Source organism: Ensifer aridi (assembly GCF_002078505.1).
Classification (GTDB): Bacteria; Pseudomonadota; Alphaproteobacteria; order Rhizobiales; family Rhizobiaceae; genus Sinorhizobium; species Sinorhizobium aridi.
The window spans coordinates 328,420-347,598 of sequence record NZ_LUAV01000012.1 but is presented as its reverse complement, the minus strand read 5'-3'; the positions used below and the strand labels follow the sequence as shown (position 1 = coordinate 347,598).

16 protein-coding genes are annotated in these 19,179 nt (G+C 62.0%); 7 read left to right on the top strand and 9 right to left on the bottom strand.

The annotated features are described in order from the left end of the window. Positions 1–87: 87 nt before the first annotated feature. Entirely contained in the window at positions 88–1,014 is a 927-nt protein-coding gene (locus AYK65_RS11750; protein ID WP_081158455.1) for a sugar kinase, read from the bottom strand. A 142-nt stretch (positions 1,015–1,156) separates the two neighbouring features. On the opposite strand from AYK65_RS11750, the gene bglA reads away from it, so the two are divergent. Next, on the top strand, positions 1,157–2,803 hold the full coding sequence (gene bglA / locus AYK65_RS11745) for a beta-galactosidase BglA (protein WP_081158585.1): 1,647 nt from the start codon (positions 1,157–1,159) through the stop codon (positions 2,801–2,803). Between the two features lie 61 nt (positions 2,804–2,864). On the opposite strand, the gene ade is transcribed toward bglA, so the two are convergent. The 8 genes from ade to AYK65_RS11705 form a co-directional block, all read right to left on the bottom strand. After that, positions 2,865–4,562, bottom strand: coding sequence for an adenine deaminase (ade, locus tag AYK65_RS11740; RefSeq protein WP_046118594.1), 1,698 nt, complete (start codon positions 4,560–4,562; stop codon positions 2,865–2,867). 192 nt (positions 4,563–4,754) lie between these two features. After that, entirely contained in the window at positions 4,755–6,083 is a 1,329-nt protein-coding gene (aptA, locus tag AYK65_RS11735; protein ID WP_026617993.1) for an omega-aminotransferase AptA, read from the bottom strand. 236 nt (positions 6,084–6,319) lie between these two features. Then, positions 6,320–6,862 carry an ATP-binding protein gene (locus AYK65_RS11730; protein ID WP_081158583.1) on the bottom strand — a complete coding sequence of 181 codons (543 nt, stop codon included), beginning with the start codon at positions 6,860–6,862 and terminating at the stop codon, positions 6,320–6,322. A 93-nt stretch (positions 6,863–6,955) separates the two neighbouring features. Next, positions 6,956–7,300: an ArsR/SmtB family transcription factor gene (locus tag AYK65_RS11725; RefSeq protein ID WP_026617991.1), complete on the bottom strand. Its 345-nt coding sequence runs from the start codon at positions 7,298–7,300 to the stop codon at positions 6,956–6,958. 118 nt (positions 7,301–7,418) lie between these two features. Beyond that, the gene (locus tag AYK65_RS11720; RefSeq protein WP_081158453.1) at positions 7,419–8,162 is read right to left on the bottom strand and encodes a HugZ family pyridoxamine 5'-phosphate oxidase; all 744 of its coding nucleotides are present in this window, start codon (positions 8,160–8,162) and stop codon (positions 7,419–7,421) included. Between the two features lie 85 nt (positions 8,163–8,247). Further along, positions 8,248–9,294 (bottom strand): choline ABC transporter ATP-binding protein, encoded by a 1,047-nt coding sequence (choV, locus tag AYK65_RS11715; protein WP_081158451.1) that lies wholly within the window; start codon positions 9,292–9,294, stop codon positions 8,248–8,250. Next, entirely contained in the window at positions 9,291–10,136 is an 846-nt protein-coding gene (gene choW, locus AYK65_RS11710) for a choline ABC transporter permease subunit (protein WP_026617988.1), read from the bottom strand. Before choW ends, choV begins: the two co-directional genes overlap by 4 nt. A gap of 186 nt (positions 10,137–10,322) precedes the next feature. Beyond that, a complete protein-coding gene (locus tag AYK65_RS11705) occupies positions 10,323–11,276 on the bottom strand; it encodes a choline ABC transporter substrate-binding protein (RefSeq protein ID WP_081158448.1) in 954 nt (317 codons plus the stop codon). A 294-nt stretch (positions 11,277–11,570) separates the two neighbouring features. Between AYK65_RS11705 and AYK65_RS11700 the strand changes: the two genes are divergently transcribed. From AYK65_RS11700 to AYK65_RS11675, 6 genes are all read left to right on the top strand, one after another. Beyond that, positions 11,571–12,200, top strand: coding sequence for a thymidine kinase (locus tag AYK65_RS11700; RefSeq protein WP_081158446.1), 630 nt, complete (start codon positions 11,571–11,573; stop codon positions 12,198–12,200). A gap of 168 nt (positions 12,201–12,368) precedes the next feature. After that, positions 12,369–13,457 carry a coiled-coil domain-containing protein gene (locus AYK65_RS11695; RefSeq protein WP_081158444.1) on the top strand — a complete coding sequence of 363 codons (1,089 nt, stop codon included), beginning with the start codon at positions 12,369–12,371 and terminating at the stop codon, positions 13,455–13,457. 61 nt (positions 13,458–13,518) lie between these two features. After that, positions 13,519–14,667: a hypothetical protein gene (locus AYK65_RS11690; protein WP_081158442.1), complete on the top strand. Its 1,149-nt coding sequence runs from the start codon at positions 13,519–13,521 to the stop codon at positions 14,665–14,667. A 3-nt stretch (positions 14,668–14,670) separates the two neighbouring features. Next, positions 14,671–16,587, top strand: coding sequence for an AAA family ATPase (locus tag AYK65_RS11685; RefSeq protein WP_081158440.1), 1,917 nt, complete (start codon positions 14,671–14,673; stop codon positions 16,585–16,587). 19 nt (positions 16,588–16,606) lie between these two features. Further along, positions 16,607–17,896: a DUF6638 family protein gene (locus AYK65_RS11680; protein ID WP_081158438.1), complete on the top strand. Its 1,290-nt coding sequence runs from the start codon at positions 16,607–16,609 to the stop codon at positions 17,894–17,896. A gap of 3 nt (positions 17,897–17,899) precedes the next feature. After that, positions 17,900–19,123 carry a DUF2333 family protein gene (locus tag AYK65_RS11675; RefSeq protein ID WP_026617981.1) on the top strand — a complete coding sequence of 408 codons (1,224 nt, stop codon included), beginning with the start codon at positions 17,900–17,902 and terminating at the stop codon, positions 19,121–19,123. The last annotated feature ends 56 nt before the right edge of the window (positions 19,124–19,179 follow it).

Here is a 19,179-nt window from a genome sequence, read left to right as displayed (position 1 = left end):
GGGAAGTTCGCCCGTCATCGGCCTGCCGGCCACCTTCGCCCCGCCTGCGGCGAGAAAGCTTAGGGTAAGGGAAAACCGACGTAGCCCTTAATCGATCTGGTCCACCATCAGCTTCTCCCGCGCCACCAGCGCCCCATGATGGCCGATGACGGCGGCAGCCACGCGTGCGGCGAAGGCTGCCGCATCGGCCGGACTGTCGCCGGCCGCCAAGCGGGCGAGGAACGAACCGTTGAAACTGTCGCCGGCGCTGGTGGTGTCGACGACGCGGGAAACGGGTGCGGCCGGGATATGCCGGCGCTCATCTCTGCCAAATTGCAGCGTGACGCCATTGGCGCCAGCCTTGACCGCGACGTTCTCGGCGCCGAGCGCACGGTAGCGCTCGATCGTGGCGTCGATCGAGGCGTCGCCGAAATGTGACGCCTCGTCGTCATAGCTCGGCAGGACCATCGTCGCTGCCCTGGCGCCGGCCTCGATCGTGGCGCGCATCCTGGCCGCATCGTCCCAGAGGCGCGGCCGAATGTTCGGATCGAAGACGATCCGCTTGCCGCCTGCCTTTGTCCGCCGCAGCTCCGACAGCAGCGTCTCGACGGCGTTGGGCGAAAGGATCGCCAGGGTGATGCCGGAGAAGAAGACGACGTCGGCGGCCTCGATCACCGCTCTCAACCGGTCCGGATCATCCGCGAGCAGCTTGGCGGCGGAGGTCGAACGCCAATAGGAGAAGCTGCGTTCGCCATCCTTGAGATGGATCATGTAGAGGCCCGGCATCCGACCTTCGATCCTCGGGATGTGTGTCGTGCCGACGCCGGTGCTCTCGATGAAAGCGAGCATTTCGCTCGACACCAGATCGGTGCCGACCGCGGTCAGATATTCTACCGTCCAATCGCTTGGCAGAAACAGGCGGGCGTAATAGGCGGTGTTGAACGTGTCGCCCGCATAGCCCTTGCGCAGCAATCCGGCCTCCGCCTGCATCAGTTCGACCATGCATTCGCCGATCGAAAGCATGCTGCCTGCCATTTCGCTCCTCCTCTTCCGTCGCGCCATGCACAATGCCCTAGCGTTGCGCCGTCGTTCCGGCAAGCGAATGTTGCAAGTGGCGTTTACGCAGGCGATGCTGGAAGATAAATCTGTTTTGGAATTGCCGAACCGAGGGATGACGATGGCGATTACAGCGAGGGCGGGCGACGATTGGTGGCGCGGCGCGGTGATCTATCAGGTCTATCCGCGCTCCTTTCAGGACACGGATGGGGACGGTATCGGCGACCTGCGCGGAATAACCCGGCGCCTTCCCCATATCGCTTCGCTCGGCGTCGACGCCATCTGGCTGTCGCCTTTCTTCACGTCGCCGCAGGCGGACATGGGCTATGACGTCTCGGATTATTGCGACGTCGATCCGATGTTCGGCACGCTCGCCGATTTCGACGACATGCTTGCGGAGGCGCACCGGCTTGGGCTGAAGGTGATCATCGACCAGGTGATCTCGCACACCTCCGACCGTCACCCGTGGTTCGGGGAGAGCCGCTCGAGCGGGACCAATGCCAAGGCGGATTGGTACGTCTGGGCCGACCCGAAACCGGACGGGACGGCGCCGAACAACTGGCTCTCGATCTTCGGCGGCCCGGCCTGGGAATGGGACGGCGTTCGCAGGCAATATTACCTGCACAATTTCCTGTCGTCGCAGCCCGACCTCAATTTCCACAATCCCGAGGTTCAGGAAGCGGTTCTCTCGACGGTCCGCTTCTGGCTCGACCGCGGCGTCGACGGTTTCCGGCTCGATACGGCGAATTTCTATTTCCATGACCGGCTTCTCAGGGACAATCCGCCGCTCGTACCGGATCCCGACGCGACGAGCCGGGATGCGCCCGAGGTCAATCCCTACGGGATGCAGGACCACCTTTACGACAAGACTCAGCCGGAAAATATCGACTTCCTGCGCCGGTTGCGGGCGCTGCTCGATGAGTATGGCGGCCGCGCGACAGTGGGCGAGGTCGGCGATGGCGCCCGCTCGCTGCAGACCGTCGCCGCCTATACGAGCGGCGGTGACAAGCTCAATATGTGCTACACCTTCGACCTTCTCGGGCCGGAATTCACGGCGCGTCACATTCGCCGTTGCGTCGAAAATTCGGTAGTAGCCGTCAAGGACGGCTGGATCTGCTGGGCCTTTTCCAATCACGACGTGATGCGCCATGTCAGCCGTTTTGCGCTTCGCGAGTCGGAGCGGGAACGGGTGGCGAAGCTTGCGATCTCGTTGCTGGCCACGCTCCGCGGCTCGATCTGCATCTATCAGGGCGAGGAGTTGGGGCTACCGGAAGCGGAGCTTGCCTTCGATGAACTGCGGGATCCCTATGGCATCCGCTTCTGGCCCGCCTTCGCCGGTCGCGACGGATGCCGCACACCGATGGTGTGGGAGAAGGAACTGACGAATGCCGGCTTCTCCACCGGCATCCCCTGGCTGCCGGTGCGCGATGAACAGCGAATGCTGGCGGTCAACGCGCAGGAGGGCGTTTCGGAATCGGTGCTGGAGCACTATCGTCGCACGCTCGCCTTTCGTTGCCTGCACGCGCCGCTGATCGACGGGGATATGGCCTTCCTTGCCTTCAACCAGGATGTCCTGGCTTTCACCAGAGAAGGTGGCGGTGAGCGGCTGCTGTTCGTCTTCAACCTGACGCGGGAAGCGCAGACGGTTCAACTTCCGGTCGGCATGCGGGTGACCCAGCCGCTGCCGATGCCCGGCTTTGCCCCCCTCTTTGCGGACAACACGATCACGCTTGGTGAGCTCGACGTCTTCTGCGGAAGGCTGCGGTGAGGGAGAGGCTTTCTGGGCATGACTGCCGGACGGCCCGGACGGGTTGATCGAGAGGGCAGCCTCACCCGATTAAGGCGAATTTATCTACATCCACGAGCCCACGATCGGAAATCTTCAGGTGCGGAATGACCGGCAGGGGCAGGAAGGCGAGCTGAAGGAAGGGCTCCTCAAGGGTTGCGCCTAGCGCGAAGGCGGCCTGGCGCAGGTGATGCAGGGTGTCGCGCACCCGTTCGTAGGGTTCGAGGCTCATCAGCCCGGCGACGGGCAGCGCGATCTCCCCCGTTATCTTGCCGTCCTCGACGACGACGAAGCCGCCCTTGATCTCGCCGAGCCGATTGGCGGCGAGCGCCATATCTTCGTCGCTGACCCCGACAACGCAGACGTTATGGCTGTCATGGCCAACGGTGGAGGCGATCGCGCCCTTCTTCAGGCCGAAGCCCTGGACGAAGCCGTTCGCGTGATTGCCATTGACGCCGTGGCGCTCGATTACGGCGACCTTGATGACGTCACGGGCGAGATCGACGCCGGTCTGGTTGCCCTCTGCGGGCAGGCGGTAGCGACGGTGCTCGGTGATGATCTTGCCGGGCAGCACGCCGATCACCGAGGTCTCGCCCTCACTGTAGGGGACAGCGAAGTCGGCGGCCTTCACCTCGCGCGCCTTGACGCTGTCGAGCCCCACCGGCTCGACCGGGTTTCGCCCGGCGAAGAGAGCGTCCCTGACCCGCCTTCCGGCGGAAAAGACGATCTCAGCCTTGCAATTCTCCAGGTTGTCGACGACGACGAGGTCGGCGCGCCAGCCGGGCGCGATGAGGCCGCGGTCGCGCAGACCGAAGGCGCGCGCGGCGGAGATCGAGGCGGCGCGATAGATGGCGAGCGGCTCGACGCCGGCGGCGATCGCCGTGCGGATCATGTGATCGAGATGACCCTGTTCGGCGATGTCGAGCGGATTTCGGTCGTCGGTGCAGAGCGCGAGATAAGGCGACAGCCGCTCGGTGATGATCGGCATCAGCGCATGCAAGTCCTTCGAGACGGAGCCTTCGCGCACGAGGATGTGCATGCCCTTGCGGATCTTTTCGAGCGCCTCCTCCGCGCTCGTGCATTCGTGGTCGGTGCGGATGCCGGTCGCGAGGTAGCCGTTCAGTTCCTTGCCGCGCAGGAGCGGCGCATGGCCGTCAATATGGCCGCCCTGGAAGGCATCGAGCTTCGCCAGGCACACCGGATCCTTGTGGACGACGCCGGGGAAATTCATGAACTCGGCCAAGCCGATCACTTTCGGGTGGTGGCGGAAGGGCACGAGCCGCTCGACCGGCAGGTCGGCGCCGGATGTCTCGAGATGCGTCGCCGGCACGCAGGAGGAAAGCTGGACACGGATGTCCATGATCGTTTCCATCGCCGAATCCAGGAAGAACTGGATGCCTTCGGTGCCGAGCACATTGGCGATCTCATGAGGATCGCAGATGGCGGTGGTGATCCCGAGCGGCAGGACGCAGCGGTCGAACTCGTGGGGAGTGACGAGCGAGGATTCGATGTGCAGGTGCGTGTCGATGAAGCCGGGAACGACGGTCAGGTCGGAGATGTCGATCTCCTCGCGTCCCTGATAATCGCCGCAGGTGCCGACGATCCGGTCGCCGGAGATTGCGATGTCGGAAGCGACGAGTTCGCCGGTGACGAGATCGAAGAACTGCCCGCCCTTGAGCACGATGTCCGCCGGCTCGCGGCCAACGCCCTGATCGATGAACTGTTCCAGCGCTTCAGACATCCCCTGCACCCCGCTCTTCGACGTTTGTTCATGACAATAACCCTCTCCCCGCATGCGGGGGAAGGGCCGGGAGATTTGAGCGGCTACTGCATGTTTCCTTAAATCGTATCCGATTTAAGGATAAAAACGTGCAGCACTTCAAAGTGTTACAGCGACCTTTGCGCGTCTGATGAGACGCGCGGCGCTGTAATCTCAGATGTTGTTCTTCAGAACGTCGCGCAGCTTGTCGAAGAGCTCGTCGATCTGGTGCTTTTCGATGATCAGCGGCGGCGACAGCGCGATGATGTCGCCCGTCGTCCGGATCAACAGGCCCTTCTCGTAGGCTTTCAGGAAGGCGGAGAAGGCGCGCTTCGTCGGCTCGCCGGCGATCGGCTGGAGCTCGATCGCGCCGATCAGGCCGATATTGCGGACGTCGATCACATGCGGGCAGTCCTTGAGCGAATGCAGCGCCTCTTCCCAGTAGGAGGCGAGATCGGCGGCGCGGGTCAAAAGCCCTTCTTCCTTGTAGGTGTCGAGCGTTCCGAGCGCCGCTGCGGATGCGATCGGGTTGCCGGAATAGGTGTAACCGTGAAAGAACTCGATCAGGTGCTCCGGTCCGGTCATGAAGGCATCGTGGATTTCGGAAGTGACGAAGACCGCGCCCATCGGGATCACTCCGTTGGTGAGCCCCTTGGCGGTGGTGATGATGTCCGGTTTCACGTCGAAATATTGGGCGGCAAAGGGCGTGCCAAGGCGGCCATAACCGGTGATAACCTCGTCGAAGATCAACAGGATGCCGTGCTTGGTGCAGATGTCACGCAGCCTCTGAAGATAGCCCTTCGGCGGGATGAGCACGCCGGTCGAGCCCGCCACCGGTTCGACGATGACAGCCGCGACGGTCGAGGCGTCGTGCAGTGTGACAATCCGTTCCAATTCGTCGGCGAGGTCGGCGCCGTGCTCCGGTTCGCCGCGGGTAAACGCGTTCTTGCCCGGCAGATGCGTGTGCGGCAGGTGGTCGACGCCGGTCAGAAGCGTGCCGAACATCTTGCGGTTGGCAACGATGCCGCCGACCGAGATGCCGCCGAAGTTGACGCCGTGATAGCCGCGCTCGCGGCCGATGAGGCGAAAGCGCGAGCCGTTGCCCTTGGCGCGGTGATAGGCAAGTGCCACCTTGAGGGCCGTATCGACCGATTCCGAGCCGGAATTGGTGTAGAGAACGTGGTTCAGGCCTTCGGGCGCGATGTCGACGAGCCGATTGGCGAGCTCGAATGCCTTCGGGTGACCGAGCTGGAACGCTGGCGCATAGTCGAGTTCTCCCGCCTGTTCGCGGATCGCCTCGGTAATCTTCGGCCGACAATGGCCGGCATTGACGCACCAGAGGCCGGCCGTTCCATCGAGCACCGTCCTGCCGTCATGCGTCGTGTAGTACATGTCCTTGGCGCCGACGAAGAGGCGCGGTTCCTTCTTGAATTGGCGGTTGGCCGTGAACGGCATCCAGAAGGCGCGCAGATCGTTCGGCGTGGTGTTCAGGCGGTTCGACATGTCGGTTCTCCTCGACGGTTCTTGCCCATGCTGCGATGGCTAAAGCCGGATTCTTTTACCTGTTGGTCAAACTATCAGCGCGCCGACAAGCGTCAAGCCTGCGGTCGATCGCGTCCCACACCATCAACTGTCGCAATTCGGTAGCAGCATGCTCGGCTGCACACATGCTTGAAGCTGCCGTGTTGCGGCGTGCATGATGACCGCGGTGCTTGCGAAGCTGGTTTGTGGGAGCTCGCCTATTTGTTATGTCGCAGGCGAAACGACCCGCTTTTCACAGCCTCGATCACCGCGCTCAAGGTGTCGTCCCGACTGTGTCCGTTGGTTGACAGAACATGCCGCTCAAGTGGCCCCAGCGATGAGAGCTGTCGGTACAGCTCCGTGATAGGCCCGGGGTCGGTCAAGGTGTCCCCGCCACGCTCCTGGCAACGCCGGATCGCGATATCGAGTGGTGGACGTAGAACGACGTAGTGGAGCGGCGCTGAGATCTTCTTGAATGGTTCCAAGAACCAGGGTCCGACAATGCCGTCTACCACGACAAAATAACCACCATCGGCGTACGCCGCGGCCACCTTTGTCAAAATATCGACCACGAGGATGTTTTGTTCACGAGCTTCAGGCAGATAGGGCGGAATCGCTCCGTTCTTGATGAAGTGCCAGAAGTCGTCGCAATGCAGATGGACCTTCGAAGATCCAGGCTCTCTGGCGAGCGTCTGCGCTGTCGTGGTTTTTCCAGAACCGGGCGGCCCGGTGAGTATGAGAATTTCGCCCGCGTGATCCATAGCATGCAGCCGCGCAATAAAAAACATAAGCCCCGCGCGACTGGGTCGCCGGGGCTTGTGAGGCTGGTCTGTCCGGCCTGGCGTCTTGGGAGGTTACGCCGACTTGCGGACGAGGGGTTTTTCTTCCACGGCGCTTGTGACTTCGCCGTAGATCTCGGAGAGCGCGCCCAAAATCTTCATGACCGCGTCAGAAGAGCTCGAATAGTAGATCGTCTGTGCGTCACGACGGGTGCTGACCAGATTCTGCGCACGCAGCTTCGAAAGGTGCTGGGAAAGAGCCGACTGGCTCAGCCCGACTTTATTGGCCAAAGCTCCGACCGCCATCTCCTCCTTGACCAGAGAGTCGAGGATGAGCAAGCGTTTCGGATTTGCCATGGCCGAAAGGAAACCGGCTGCTATCTCGGCTTCCTCGTGTCTTTCAGGCGAGAGAGGCTGCATCGCGTGCTCCATGCGAAAATTCATCACACGTAGTTATGTTTGACGAAGCACGATAATTAGCCGTGATGCATAAAAGGGCAACCACCCACTGCAAGAAATGGGGGTAGCTAAGCGCGGATTAACGGTAAAGTTTTTTTAGAAGTGGCCGTAATTCCGTCACATCTCCGACCGGCGTTTCGAATTCGAGCCGCTGGAGCCGCTCGCCGTCGGAAAGGTCGAGTCCGGCAGCGTCGATGCCGACGATCTTCCAGTCCCCCTCAGGCGCCCGGCAGTGAGTCGTCGCATAATACTTCACCGCGTCGGCATGATCGGTGTTCATGTGCTCGATCGCACTCGCTTCCATCTCGGCGAGCGCAGCCATGGCAGGCGAGGCGATGACGAGATCCTCGGCCGTCAAAACATAGGCGCGCCCGAAGCCGCCGTTGAGGCTCGCACGCAGCGGATTGAGGCGGAAAAAGCCGAAATCGGGGAAGTCTATGTACAGCGAGGACTTCGGATGCCGCCTTAGGAAACGTTCGCGAATGCGGGCATGAAGGACGGAGTGGCGCGAAACGGCTTCGGCTTCGCATTGAAGGGTAAGGCGCGGATGGGCGAGGGGGTCACCCTTGCCGGGCTCACCGGTCAGGAGCGAGGCGCGCTTGTCGGCAGTGAGCGCCTGTGTGTGCGTCGAAAGCCGTGAGACGAGAATCACCGGCGCGCCGTCGACATCGATTCCGATCAGCACGCGGCTGACGAAGGGAAAGCCGCCGCTTTCGGGCTCGATCGCGGCAAGCGCGCCGCTTCTTGCCGAACGAAGCAGCGTCCTCGCGAGCTTGCGCGCCTCGTCGTCGGTCTCGCGCAACACGTTGGGTTTCTCGCTCATTGTGTCGCCTCCTGCGGCGCCGCCGGATCAAAATAAAAGCCCGGAGCGGTGGCTCCAGGCTTTATTGGCCGCTTGGCGTGCCGCGTCAACCTTTGCTGCGATGGCGCGTCAGCCCTTCGACGATGTTCTGCGCGTCGATCGTGCCGACCACCGAGCCGTTGTCGACGACGCCGATGCTGCCGGGCTGGCGGGACATGGCGTCGAGGATCTCCACGAGCGGCGTCGTCGGTTTGGCGGTTGCCGTCACACCGGCGCTGGCCGCCCGCTCGACGCCGATTCGCATCACGTCCTTCGCCGTCAGCATGGTTATCGGGTTCATGTGCTGGACGAAATCGGCGACATACTGGTTCGCTGGGCTCTTCACGATTTCCTGCGGCGTTCCGCATTGGATGATCCGCCCGCCTTCCATGATCGCGATGCGATTGCCGATGCGGAAGGCCTCGTCGAGGTCGTGGCTGACGAAGATGATCGTCTTCTTCAGCCGCCGCTGGAATTCGAGCAGCTCGTCCTGCAGACGAGTGCGGATCAGCGGATCGAGAGCCGAGAACGGTTCGTCCATCAGCAGGATCGGCGCGCCGGTGGCAAACGCCCGGGCAAGGCCGACGCGCTGCTGCATGCCGCCCGAGAGTTCGTTGACCTTGCGGTCCGCCCATTTCGTCAGGTTGACGAGGTCGAGCTGCTCGCCGACACGCTTCTTTCGCTCGGCGTCCGAGACACCGGCCAGCTCAAGTCCGAAGCCGACATTATCCGCCACCGTGCGCCACGGCAGGAGCGCGAACTGCTGAAACACCATCGAGACGGTATGCATGCGGAAATCGCGCAGGGATTTCGCGTTGCAGCGATAGGGGTTCAGCGATCCGCTCGAGGTCTTCACCTCGACTTCGCCGCGCACCACCGGCGCAAGGCCGTTGACGGCCCTGAGCAGCGTCGACTTGCCCGAGCCGGAAAGGCCCATCAGCACCAGGATCTCGCCCTCGTTGATGGTGAGCGAGGCGCCGGCGACGCCGAGCACCAGGCCCGTTGCTGCGCCGATCTCGTCGCGCGTCTTGCCTTGGTCGACCATCTGCAGGGCGGCTTGCGGATTCTTGCCGAAGATGATGTCGACATTCTTGAAAACGACGGCGTCGATCATGCGCCTTCTCCTTCATCGGACGAGCGGAACAGGCGGTCGAGAACGATGGCGAGGATGACGATGCAGAGGCCGGATTCGAAACCCCTGGCAATATTGACCGTGTTCAGCGCCCTGAGGACCGGAACGCCAAGACCGTCGGCACCGACGAGAGCCGCGATGACCACCATCGAGAGCGACAGCATGATCGTCTGGGTGAGGCCCGCCATGATCTGCGGCATCGCAAAGGGCAGTTCCACTTTGCGCAGCACCTGCCACGGTGTTGCCCCAAAGGACTCGGCCGCCTCCACCAGCGACGGCGGCGTCGAAATGATGCCGAGACGCGTCAGGCGAATGGGGGCGGGAATGGCGAAAATGACGGTCGCAATCAGCCCGGGCACCATGCCGAGGCCGAAAAGGATCAGCGCCGGAATGAGATAGACGAAGGTCGGAATCGTCTGCATCAGATCCAGGATCGGGCGCATGATCGAGTAGATCCAGGCGCGACGCGCAGCGACGATGCCGAGCGGGACACCGACCGCCATGCTGACGAAGGTCGCTGCGAGCACAAGCGCCAGCGTCTCGGTGGTCTCTTTCCAGTAGCCCTGGTTGACGATCAAGAGCAGCCCAAGACAGGTGAAAGCCGCAATTCCGATGGAGCGGCGGAACCACCACGCCAATGCGGTCACCACAGCGACGACGATGAGCGGATGTGGCGTTTGCAGGATGTAGAGCAGAACGGAAATGATCGCCGAAAGCAGATTTGCGAGCTGGTCGAAAAACAGCTCGAAATTCGTGGTCAGCCAGTCGACGAACGCCTTGGCCCAGCCGCCGATCGGGATGCGGTTTTCAGTCAGAAATTCCACGGAATTGAATCCCTCTTGTCAGGGGTCAAACACTGGATCGCACGGAGCGGTGGAAAAAGGCGGGGTGCTTCCCCGCCCTCGCTGCATGTTCTTGAACGGAGTCGACGCAAAGGCGAAACATGCAGCAATTCAAAGTGCTACAGCGACATTTGAGCGTCCGTGCCAGACGCATGGCGGTGCAGCCGATCAGAGACCGAGAGCGGTCTTGACCGCAGCCATTCCGTCTCCGCCATCCTTGGTCGTGACCCCGGCGAGCCAAGGCTCGAGCGTGGCCGGATTGGCCTTGAGCCATGCGGCCGCCGCCTTCTCCGGATCTTCTCCGTCGTTCAGGATCTTGCCCATGATCTCGTTCTCCATCTGCAGCGAGAACTTCAGATTCTGGAGCAGCTTGCCGACATTGGGGCATTCGGTCGTGTAACCGGCACGCACATTGGTGTGCACCGTAGCGCCGCCGTAGTTCGGGCCGAAGATGTCATCGCCGCCGGAGAGATAGGTCAGCTTGAAGTTCGCGTTCATCGGATGCGGCTCCCAGCCAAGAAAGACGATCGGTTCGCCGTCCTTCTCGGCACGGGCGACCTGCGCCAGCATGCCCTGTTCGGAGGATTCGACGACTTCGAAGCCTTTCAGGCCGAAGGTGCCTTTTTCGACCATGTCGATGATCAGCCGGTTGCCGTCATTGCCGGGCTCAATCCCGTAGATCTTGCCCTCGAGCTCGTCCTTGTGGGCGGCGATATCCTTGAAGTCCTTGATGCCGAGCTCTGCGCCCTTGGCATTGGTCGCGAGCGTGTACTTCGCGCCCTCGAGGTTCTCACGCACGGTCTCGACGGACTTGTCCTCGCGATAGGGCGCAATGTCGGCCTCCATCGTCGGCATCCAGTTGCCGAGGAAGACGTCGATGTCCTTGTTTTTCAGGGAGGTGTAGGTGACCGGCACGGATAGGACCTTGACGTCCGTCTGATAGCCCAATGCCTTGAGGATCGTCGTTGCCGTCGCCGTCGTCGCGGTGATGTCCGTCCAGCCGACGTCGGAGAAGCGAACGGTGCTGCAGCTTTCCGGTTCGGCTGCGAGCGCACTACCCGCGGTCAGGGCCATACAGACGGCGCCCGCCAGCATGAACTTGATTGAGAAGGTCCTTATCATCGTTGCGTTCCCCTGCCTGTGTTCTTTTTTTAGCCAAACACCAATGCGCCCCGAATTCAAGGCCTTGGCATCGAGGGGAGTGTATTGCCTCAATCCGCCAAGGGGGTGCACAAAGCGACGCCGAATGTCGCAAAGCCCACGAAATGCTGTCCTCAAAGCGCCGCGCGGCTGCCGGCGGCGCTGGGCCGGAATGCCTGTTTCCCCTTCGAAATTCTGTGGGTCGCGCCGACATGCTCTGGCCAACGGATGCAACCCCGGTCATTTAGCGCAAACTACGACGCCGGAGACGGGATCATGGCCAAACTCTATTTCAGCTATGCGACGATGAATGCGGGCAAAAGCACGATGCTCCTGCAGGCAGCCTACAACTATCAGGAGCGCGGTATGCGCGTCGTGATGCTGATCGCCGCCTTCGATGACCGCGCCGGCATGGGCTGCATCGCGTCACGCATCGGACTGCAGTCGGATGCGGTTCCCTTCCGCGACGGGGACGATCTCTACGGCCTGATCGAGCGGCTGAACGCCGATGGATCCGGGGACATTGCCTGTGTCTTCGTCGACGAGGCGCAGTTTCTCGGCGAAGCGCAGGTGTGGCAACTCGCGCGCGTTGCGGACCGCCTCGGCATACCGGTGATGGCCTATGGGCTGAGGACGGATTTCCAGGGCAAGCTCTTCCCCGGCTCCATGGCCCTGCTTGCGATCGCGGACGAGTTGCGCGAAGTCAGGACGATCTGCCATTGCGGACGAAAAGCGACCATGGTCGTGCGCCTCGGCGGAGACGGCAAGGTCGTGCGCGAAGGGGCGCAGGTGGATGTCGGCGGCAACGAGAAATACGTGTCCTATTGCCGGCGCCATTGGGAAGACCGGATGCGTGAAGGCTGCCAGAGTACCGCGGCGGTCGACGCGCGAGGCGACGGCGCATAACGACCGGGATCGCCCTGTGCCCGATAGGGCCCATAAGCCACCTGGCCTCGCGGGCGAAAAAGCCTATGATCACCCTTGTCGTAACGTTCTAAACATCCTTTATATAACTGCAATCGAGGGCTGAATAATTCGGCTTGCAAGAGCCTGCCGAAGAGAGGGAGAAGGGGAATGGCGACGCTTCAGAATTTTGACGCGGAGATCGAGAGGACCAGGAGCGTCGTCAAGGAGATGCGCGGCAAGCTCGAGCAGTCGGGCGTCGTCCTCGAACAATTCGCCAAGGCGGACACCAAGCTCGGTGACGTCAATTTCGATATCGAGAATGCCCGCATTCAGGACGTGATCCAGCAGCAGAAGGTGATGGAAGCCAACATCGCCGATCTGATCATCGGGCTGGAAGATGCCACCAATGTCTTCGGCGCCGAATTCGAGAGCATGAAGAGCTATACCGGCTACGAGAAATTCGTCGGCTTCTTCTCCAAGCAGAAGATGCAGCGCATGCGCACCGACCGGGTGCGCAACATGTCGCTCGCCGGCAACCTGCAGGAACTGCTTTCGAAATCCGACACCATCGTCGGCATCCTCAAGGACCAGAGGTCGATCCTCGACCAGCGCTACAAGACCTCCGAGCAGAGCCTCATCCAGGTGATCGGGCGCCGCAAGGGCACGATGGCGGCGCTCGAAGAAACGCAGAAGCGCATCGAGGAGCTCAATCCGCTGCTGCTCGACATCGAGAACCGGATCGCCGCCTCGACCGACCAGAAGACGCGCACGGAGCTGGAGGGCGAGCGCTCGCAGCTTGCCACCGAATACAACGAGAAGCAGGCGAAGGAGCAGGAACTGCTCGCCGAGAGCCAGACGCTCGAACGCTACACCGCGATGTTCCAGACCTTCGTCGATTCGCTCAACAACCAGATCGCCGCGCAGAACACGCTGATCAACAAGCTGACAATCGATACCGAACAGCGCATCGTGCTCTACAAGGCGCTCGAAGACTCGCTGAAGACGGCGGCGCAGCAGGACGTCGCCCATAAGATCAACACGCTCGGCAGCCAGGTCGACACCGCGGCCGAGGAGACGATGGCGGGGATCGGTGCGGCTGCGCAGCGCCATATCGGCGACCTGCTCGAGATGCATGAAAAGAACATGCTCGCGACGCAGGATATCCAGCGGCGCAAGAAATTGGCCGACGACGCCTTTGCCCGTCGCTTCCAGGCGGTGATGGACAAGCACAATGCCGCAAACTACGTGAAGCAGTGATCGGTAAGCCGGCGATGACCAGCTTTCCGACCGCCTTTCGGCACTTGCCGGAGGGGTTTTGATGAATACCGCCGTATCTCCAGCCGTCAGGCAGTATTTCACTTCCATCCGGGCCGCTCTGGCGGGGCTTGAACTCTTTCTCGGCGACCGCAATTCGCCGCTCTACCGCAACACGGTCATCGGTGAGGTCATCGTTCCCTATCTTACCCGGCTGAAGGCCTCGATCGCCTGCTGGGAAAATCGCATCGGCTTTGTCGAGCATTTTCGTATCTCGCGTGCGGAGAGCGGGTTCCCGGTTTTCCAGAACGTCCTGGAGCTCGAAAACGACCGGCAGAGCGCGGAGAAGCGACTGGCGAGCATCCCTTCCGCCGATGCGCTGCGCGAGGAAATGGTGGACTTCATCCTGCGGCAGAAGGCTTTTCCGGAGGCACTGCAGGCCCGCATGGCGGAGAGGCTCTACCTGGAGCAGATCGGCAAGGGCGAAATCTTCTCGCCCTTCGTTCTGCCGGAGACGATCCGGGTCGCCGTCAATCCGAAGACGATGCGGCCCTATTACGTCGTTTCCTGGGGCGCCTTCGACGGCAGCCAGACGCTGCCCATGGTCTACATGGCGACGATCGAGGACTCTTCGGACAACATCGTCGAGATGCTGGTCACCGAAGACGGCAAGCTCAACCCTGACGTGGAGATCCCGCTTCCGGTCGGAGGGCTGCTCAATCCCGAGCTTGCAAGTCGCTTCGACGATTTCGCCTCGAAGAACAGCGCCTATTCGCTGACGCCGGTGACGATCGCCACCAATCTCGACAAGGATTTGCCGGAACTGCATCCGAAGCAGCTTCGCCGCATCGTGCTCGGCCCCTTCTATTCGGCCGGCATCACGGAGAACAATGCCAGGATCAACGATATTCTATCGAGGGTGCGCAAGACCGAAAATGCCTGGCTCCTGACCTGGACAGTGCAGGAGGTTTTCTCCAAGGCGGAACGGCCGGCGAAAAGCGGCTTCTGGTCGACCACTCCGGCTCAGGAGGAATTCCATATCGACACGGCCAATCTCGAGGCGGCGCGCATGGGCGTCAGTGCCTACGAGAAACACGCATTGGTGCCACATGACGCCTATCAGGCCCTTTATGCCGCCGGCGAGGCGGCCCAAGTCTTCGGCGATTACAAGGTGCATGTCATTTCCGGCAACCAGGTGGTGAGCGAGGTTTGAACCATGACGTTGAATGCGGGCCTCACGACGCTGCACGAGGACGAGATCGCCAAGCATCAGGCGGTCGCGCAGAGCCTCGTCACCAAGCTGGTTGTTCTCGAGCGGGCCGACGCCCCCGCAGGCGCACCGATCGCCGGTACCGGCAGGCGTTTCGTATCGACCGTGTCGACCGGCGGCCAGCGCCGCACGCATGAGGTCGAACTCGCCCGCACCGTTCAGGCCGTGCGCGGCGCCGATCCGCTGCTTTCGCCGGCGCAGCATGCCGTCCTCTACCGCACCCGGCGCGGCATCCAGGTGGCGCTCGCTGTTGCCGATGTCTTCGCGCGGCAGACGAGCCTCGAGCAGCTGCAGGCGCGCAATGTAAGCGCACCGTTGACGGGCGAGGATGCGGGCCACTTCAAGGCGCTGCTATCGGCATCGGCCTATATCGCCGCCTTCACGCTTGCCGCCTATATCGGCGGGACGCTGCAGGGGGAGGGGGAACCGGTCGACGATGCCGCAGAACCGGATTTCCTTTTCGACACGCCCCAGGACGCGCTGAAAAGCATGGTCGCTGGGCTCGATCGCGCCATCGCCGGCGCGCCGGACGACCTTGCGCTCACCGCGCGGGCCCGGGCCTTTTCCCGGGTTGCGATCGAGGGCCTGATCGCCCGCAAGGGCCGCTTCACCGGGCTGCAGAATTTCGAGAACGTCCATATCCGGCTCGACCAGGATGACTTCACGCTGAACGGTTTCGACGTCGCGCCCGGGCAGAAGCGCAAACCTCTGGTCATGACCTTCAAGAAGCCCGAGGAGATCATCGGCAACCACATCGCCAAGCATCAGGCGCTGAAGCTTGCGAAGATGCTGATGGCCTACGACTTCGACCGGCAGATGAATCCGTTCGTCGAACTCGGCGGCTTCCTCTTCACCTTCATCGGCGACGGCATGCCCGGCACCGGCAAGACGATCCTGATCCAGATGCTTGCCGGCATGCTCCACGACTATTGCAGTGTCGCTGGCTACTCCTTCCATTACGAGAACTTCGGTGTCGACCAGATTTCGTCCTATCAGGGCAAGTCGGGTCAGAACTGCAAGGAGTTCGTCAACAATGTGATGAACCCGCGGGCGATCGGCTTCGGCACGATCGACGACGTCGACCAGGTGGCGGCGAAACGCTCCGATGACCGCGCGTCGGCCGGCCAGCACGAGGTGACGGCGGTGCTGATGGAGAGTTTCGCCGGCGCCTCGACCGTCGTGCGTGGCAACTGCACTTTCGGCATGTTCTCGAACCACCCGGAGAATGTGGACGATGCGCTGCGCCAGCGGGCCGGCGCGCGTTGGCTGGTCGACGGGCCGCAGACGGAGGCGGACTACATCGACATCTTCGCGCTGCTCGTCGGCAAGAACCACAAGATTCCGCTTGGGCAACACGAACTTTATGCCGGACAGGAGATCAAGCGGGCCGTCTCTCAATCCTACTCTGCGCATGCGCGGCCGCAGGAGGAGGGGTTGCTCGTCGTCTGGGAGCGCTACGAGAAGGAGAAGGGCAAGATCGCCACGCTTGCGGACGTCGGCGCCTATCTGCACATGATCAAGGAGGCGGAACCCCGCTTCACCGGCCGGGCGATCAGGAATATCACCGACGCGATCAAGATGCGCGCCATGGACGTCGAATTGCCCGACGTCTGGTTCAGGGATGCGGGCTCCTTCATGCACAAGTCCTACGACGAGAAGAAGGCGATGATCGAGGAACTGCGCGGGCCGATCACGATCGAGATGGTGCTGCAGGAAATCAACCGCTATGCCGACAGCGAATTCCGCTACACCGACAAGTCCGACGATGCCGCAGTCGCCGACATCATCCGCCGCGAGCGCCAGCGCGAGAAGGCGATCCGCGAGATCGAGACGATGAAGCGCGAGGGCAGGTGGCAGGGATGATCAAAGAGAATACCGCCGCATGAAGCGCCTCCTCGAAGCGGAACTCATCTACGGACGGCTGCTCGACATTTCCGAGCCGCACCTTATTGCACGCTACAACAAGGCGCTGGAAGGTTTCGGCCTCAGACCGACGGCGCTTGAACGCTTCAGCATCGACATGACCGGCTTCTCGCCGGAAATCGCCGAGGAACTGGGGGACCGCGATTATCTCGACCCGAACCGGGTCAATCGGCGCTTCATCATCCTGACGCCCGCGCAGGCGGAACTGCCGGTCGTTCACACGAGCTTTTCCAATACCGCGGCGCTGATGCATGAATTCTTCAACGCCAACAGTCGCGCGATCAACGCGGTCACGATCAAGGACGCGCTCTATGGCGAGATCGAGGACTCGGTGTCCGTCATCGAGGACATCGACGATCTCCTGTCGATCAACGAAGTGCGCTTCCGGGTGCTCTCCGCCGAGGACATGCTCGGCAAGGCGACGGAGCTTCGTGAACTGATAGACCGGCTGAAGAAGGTGCCTAATGCCTGGGCCGATGATGCGATGCTCGAGCGGATGGTGGAACTCGCCAAGACGACCGGCGACATCCGGCAGAACGCGCTCGTCCCGGAAGAACTCGTCTTCCGGCATGAGGCCTACTGGGCCAATCACTTCGGCGGCGTTTACGTTTTCCTGGACGAGAAGACGACGACGGTGATCTGCGATCCCTCGGTTCCGGGCTTCCGGCGGTCCAGGCCGTGGCAAGTGAGCTATATCGCTATCACCGATTACGCCCGCATCTACGATTTCCTGGCGACGACAAATCGCTTGCAACTGCCGCAGGCATCCTGGGTGCAGGAATCCGGCCTGTTCCAGCATCGGGCGGACATGGTCGTCCGCGGCCTCATCAACGAGGTTGATCCGAACGCCGATCTGATGAATGCCGACCGGATATGGCTGCAGACCTGGATCCACCGCAATGCGGCACTCGTCACGCGCGATGGGATCTATTCCTTCCTTCAGGAAATGTCGCGGGCGATCGCGGCGACGGGCACGATCAGCATGCAGGAGGTGGCGCCGGAAAATCGTTTCCTGCTGGTCCGGGCGGCGCCGCGGCATCCGGATCAATGGCTGGTCAACCGCCTGATATCGCAACTCACCCCCCGCGATTTCGTCTCGCGCTTCGTCTTCGACAAGCAGGGCTTCTATGAGTCCTACGAGCGCTACAGCGAAAAGTTCCGCGAGTATGTTGTTGCGACCCTGACCGACACATATCTCAGGGACAAGGCCGCCTTCCGCCACAAGCTCTACGGTCTCACAGAGGAATAGAAAATGTTCGATCCGATCGTTGCGTTCTTCCAGCGTGTTTTTACGGCGATCGGCCGTGGCATCGGGCTGGCGGTGGCGTGGCTTCTCTGGCCTTTCGTCGTGCTCGGCAATTGGTACCGGGCCCGTAGCTGGGTCATCAAAGGGCCGATCGCGCTGATCCTCCTGGGGCTCGTCCTCTTCTATGGTTACTTCGTCTGGCAGACGCAGGCTTGGACCAATTTCGACCCGGATTACGTCGATCGCTACAAGCTTGCCGAGCGCAAGACGCCGGCCGGCTCGCCGGTCAGCGGCCCCGGCGCGACGACGGGACAATCCGGTGCTGCCGCAACCGCCAGCCAGGCTGCCGTGGCCGATCCGTCGGGCACGGACAATACGACGGAGGCTCTTGCAGTGGCGCAGCTTCCGGCTGGAACGGTTTGCCAGACCTCGGCCATCGTCGATGTCGCGGCCGATCTGATCGATCTCAATGTCAATCAGAATGCCTGGATATCCTCGATGCTCGCCTACAAGCTCGGCCTCTTCGGGCTCGATTGGGACGATACGCCGTGGCTCGACAACAAGGCGTCGTTCCAGCGCGGCGTCAATCAGGCGGTTCGCCGCACTGCGGTCGAGCTCGTCGATTCGCTCGGTCGCGTTCGCGGCACGTCCGGCGTAAATAACGATCTGCAGAGCGCGCGCGGCAACATCCAGTTCGACGAGGAGACCTGGTATTTCGGCCTCAATCCTTTCGGCCCGAAGACTCCGACGCCGAGCTTCTATCGGGCGGCGATGCGCGATTTCCGGAAGTTCAACGTGTCGCTCGGCAAATGCGAGGCGATCTTCGACGGCCGGTCCGACAACATGGTGGAGTTCCTCGACCGCATCGCCAACGATCTCGGCAATACGTCGGCGATCATCCGCGAGCGTTCGGAATTCCACAACGGCGGCTGGTTCGACACAAGGGCCGACGATCGCTTCTGGTTCGCCTTCGGCCAGCTCTACGGCTATTACGGGATTCTGACGGCGGCCGGCGCGGACTTCGAGAATGTCGTCACGCAACGCGGTCTGACGCCGATCTATACGGAAACCCTGAGGCAGCTTCGCGCGGCATTGCGCATTCAACCGCTCATCATCTCGAATGGCCGCGAGGATGGCTGGATCATGCCGACGCATCTTGCCACCATGGGCTTCTATATCCTTCGCGTCAGGTCCAATATCGTGGAGATGCGCGACATTCTCGCGCGCTGACGGCGGGAATATAAAAGCCCACAGAGACGGATGCGGCGCACCCCGCGGGAGGTGAG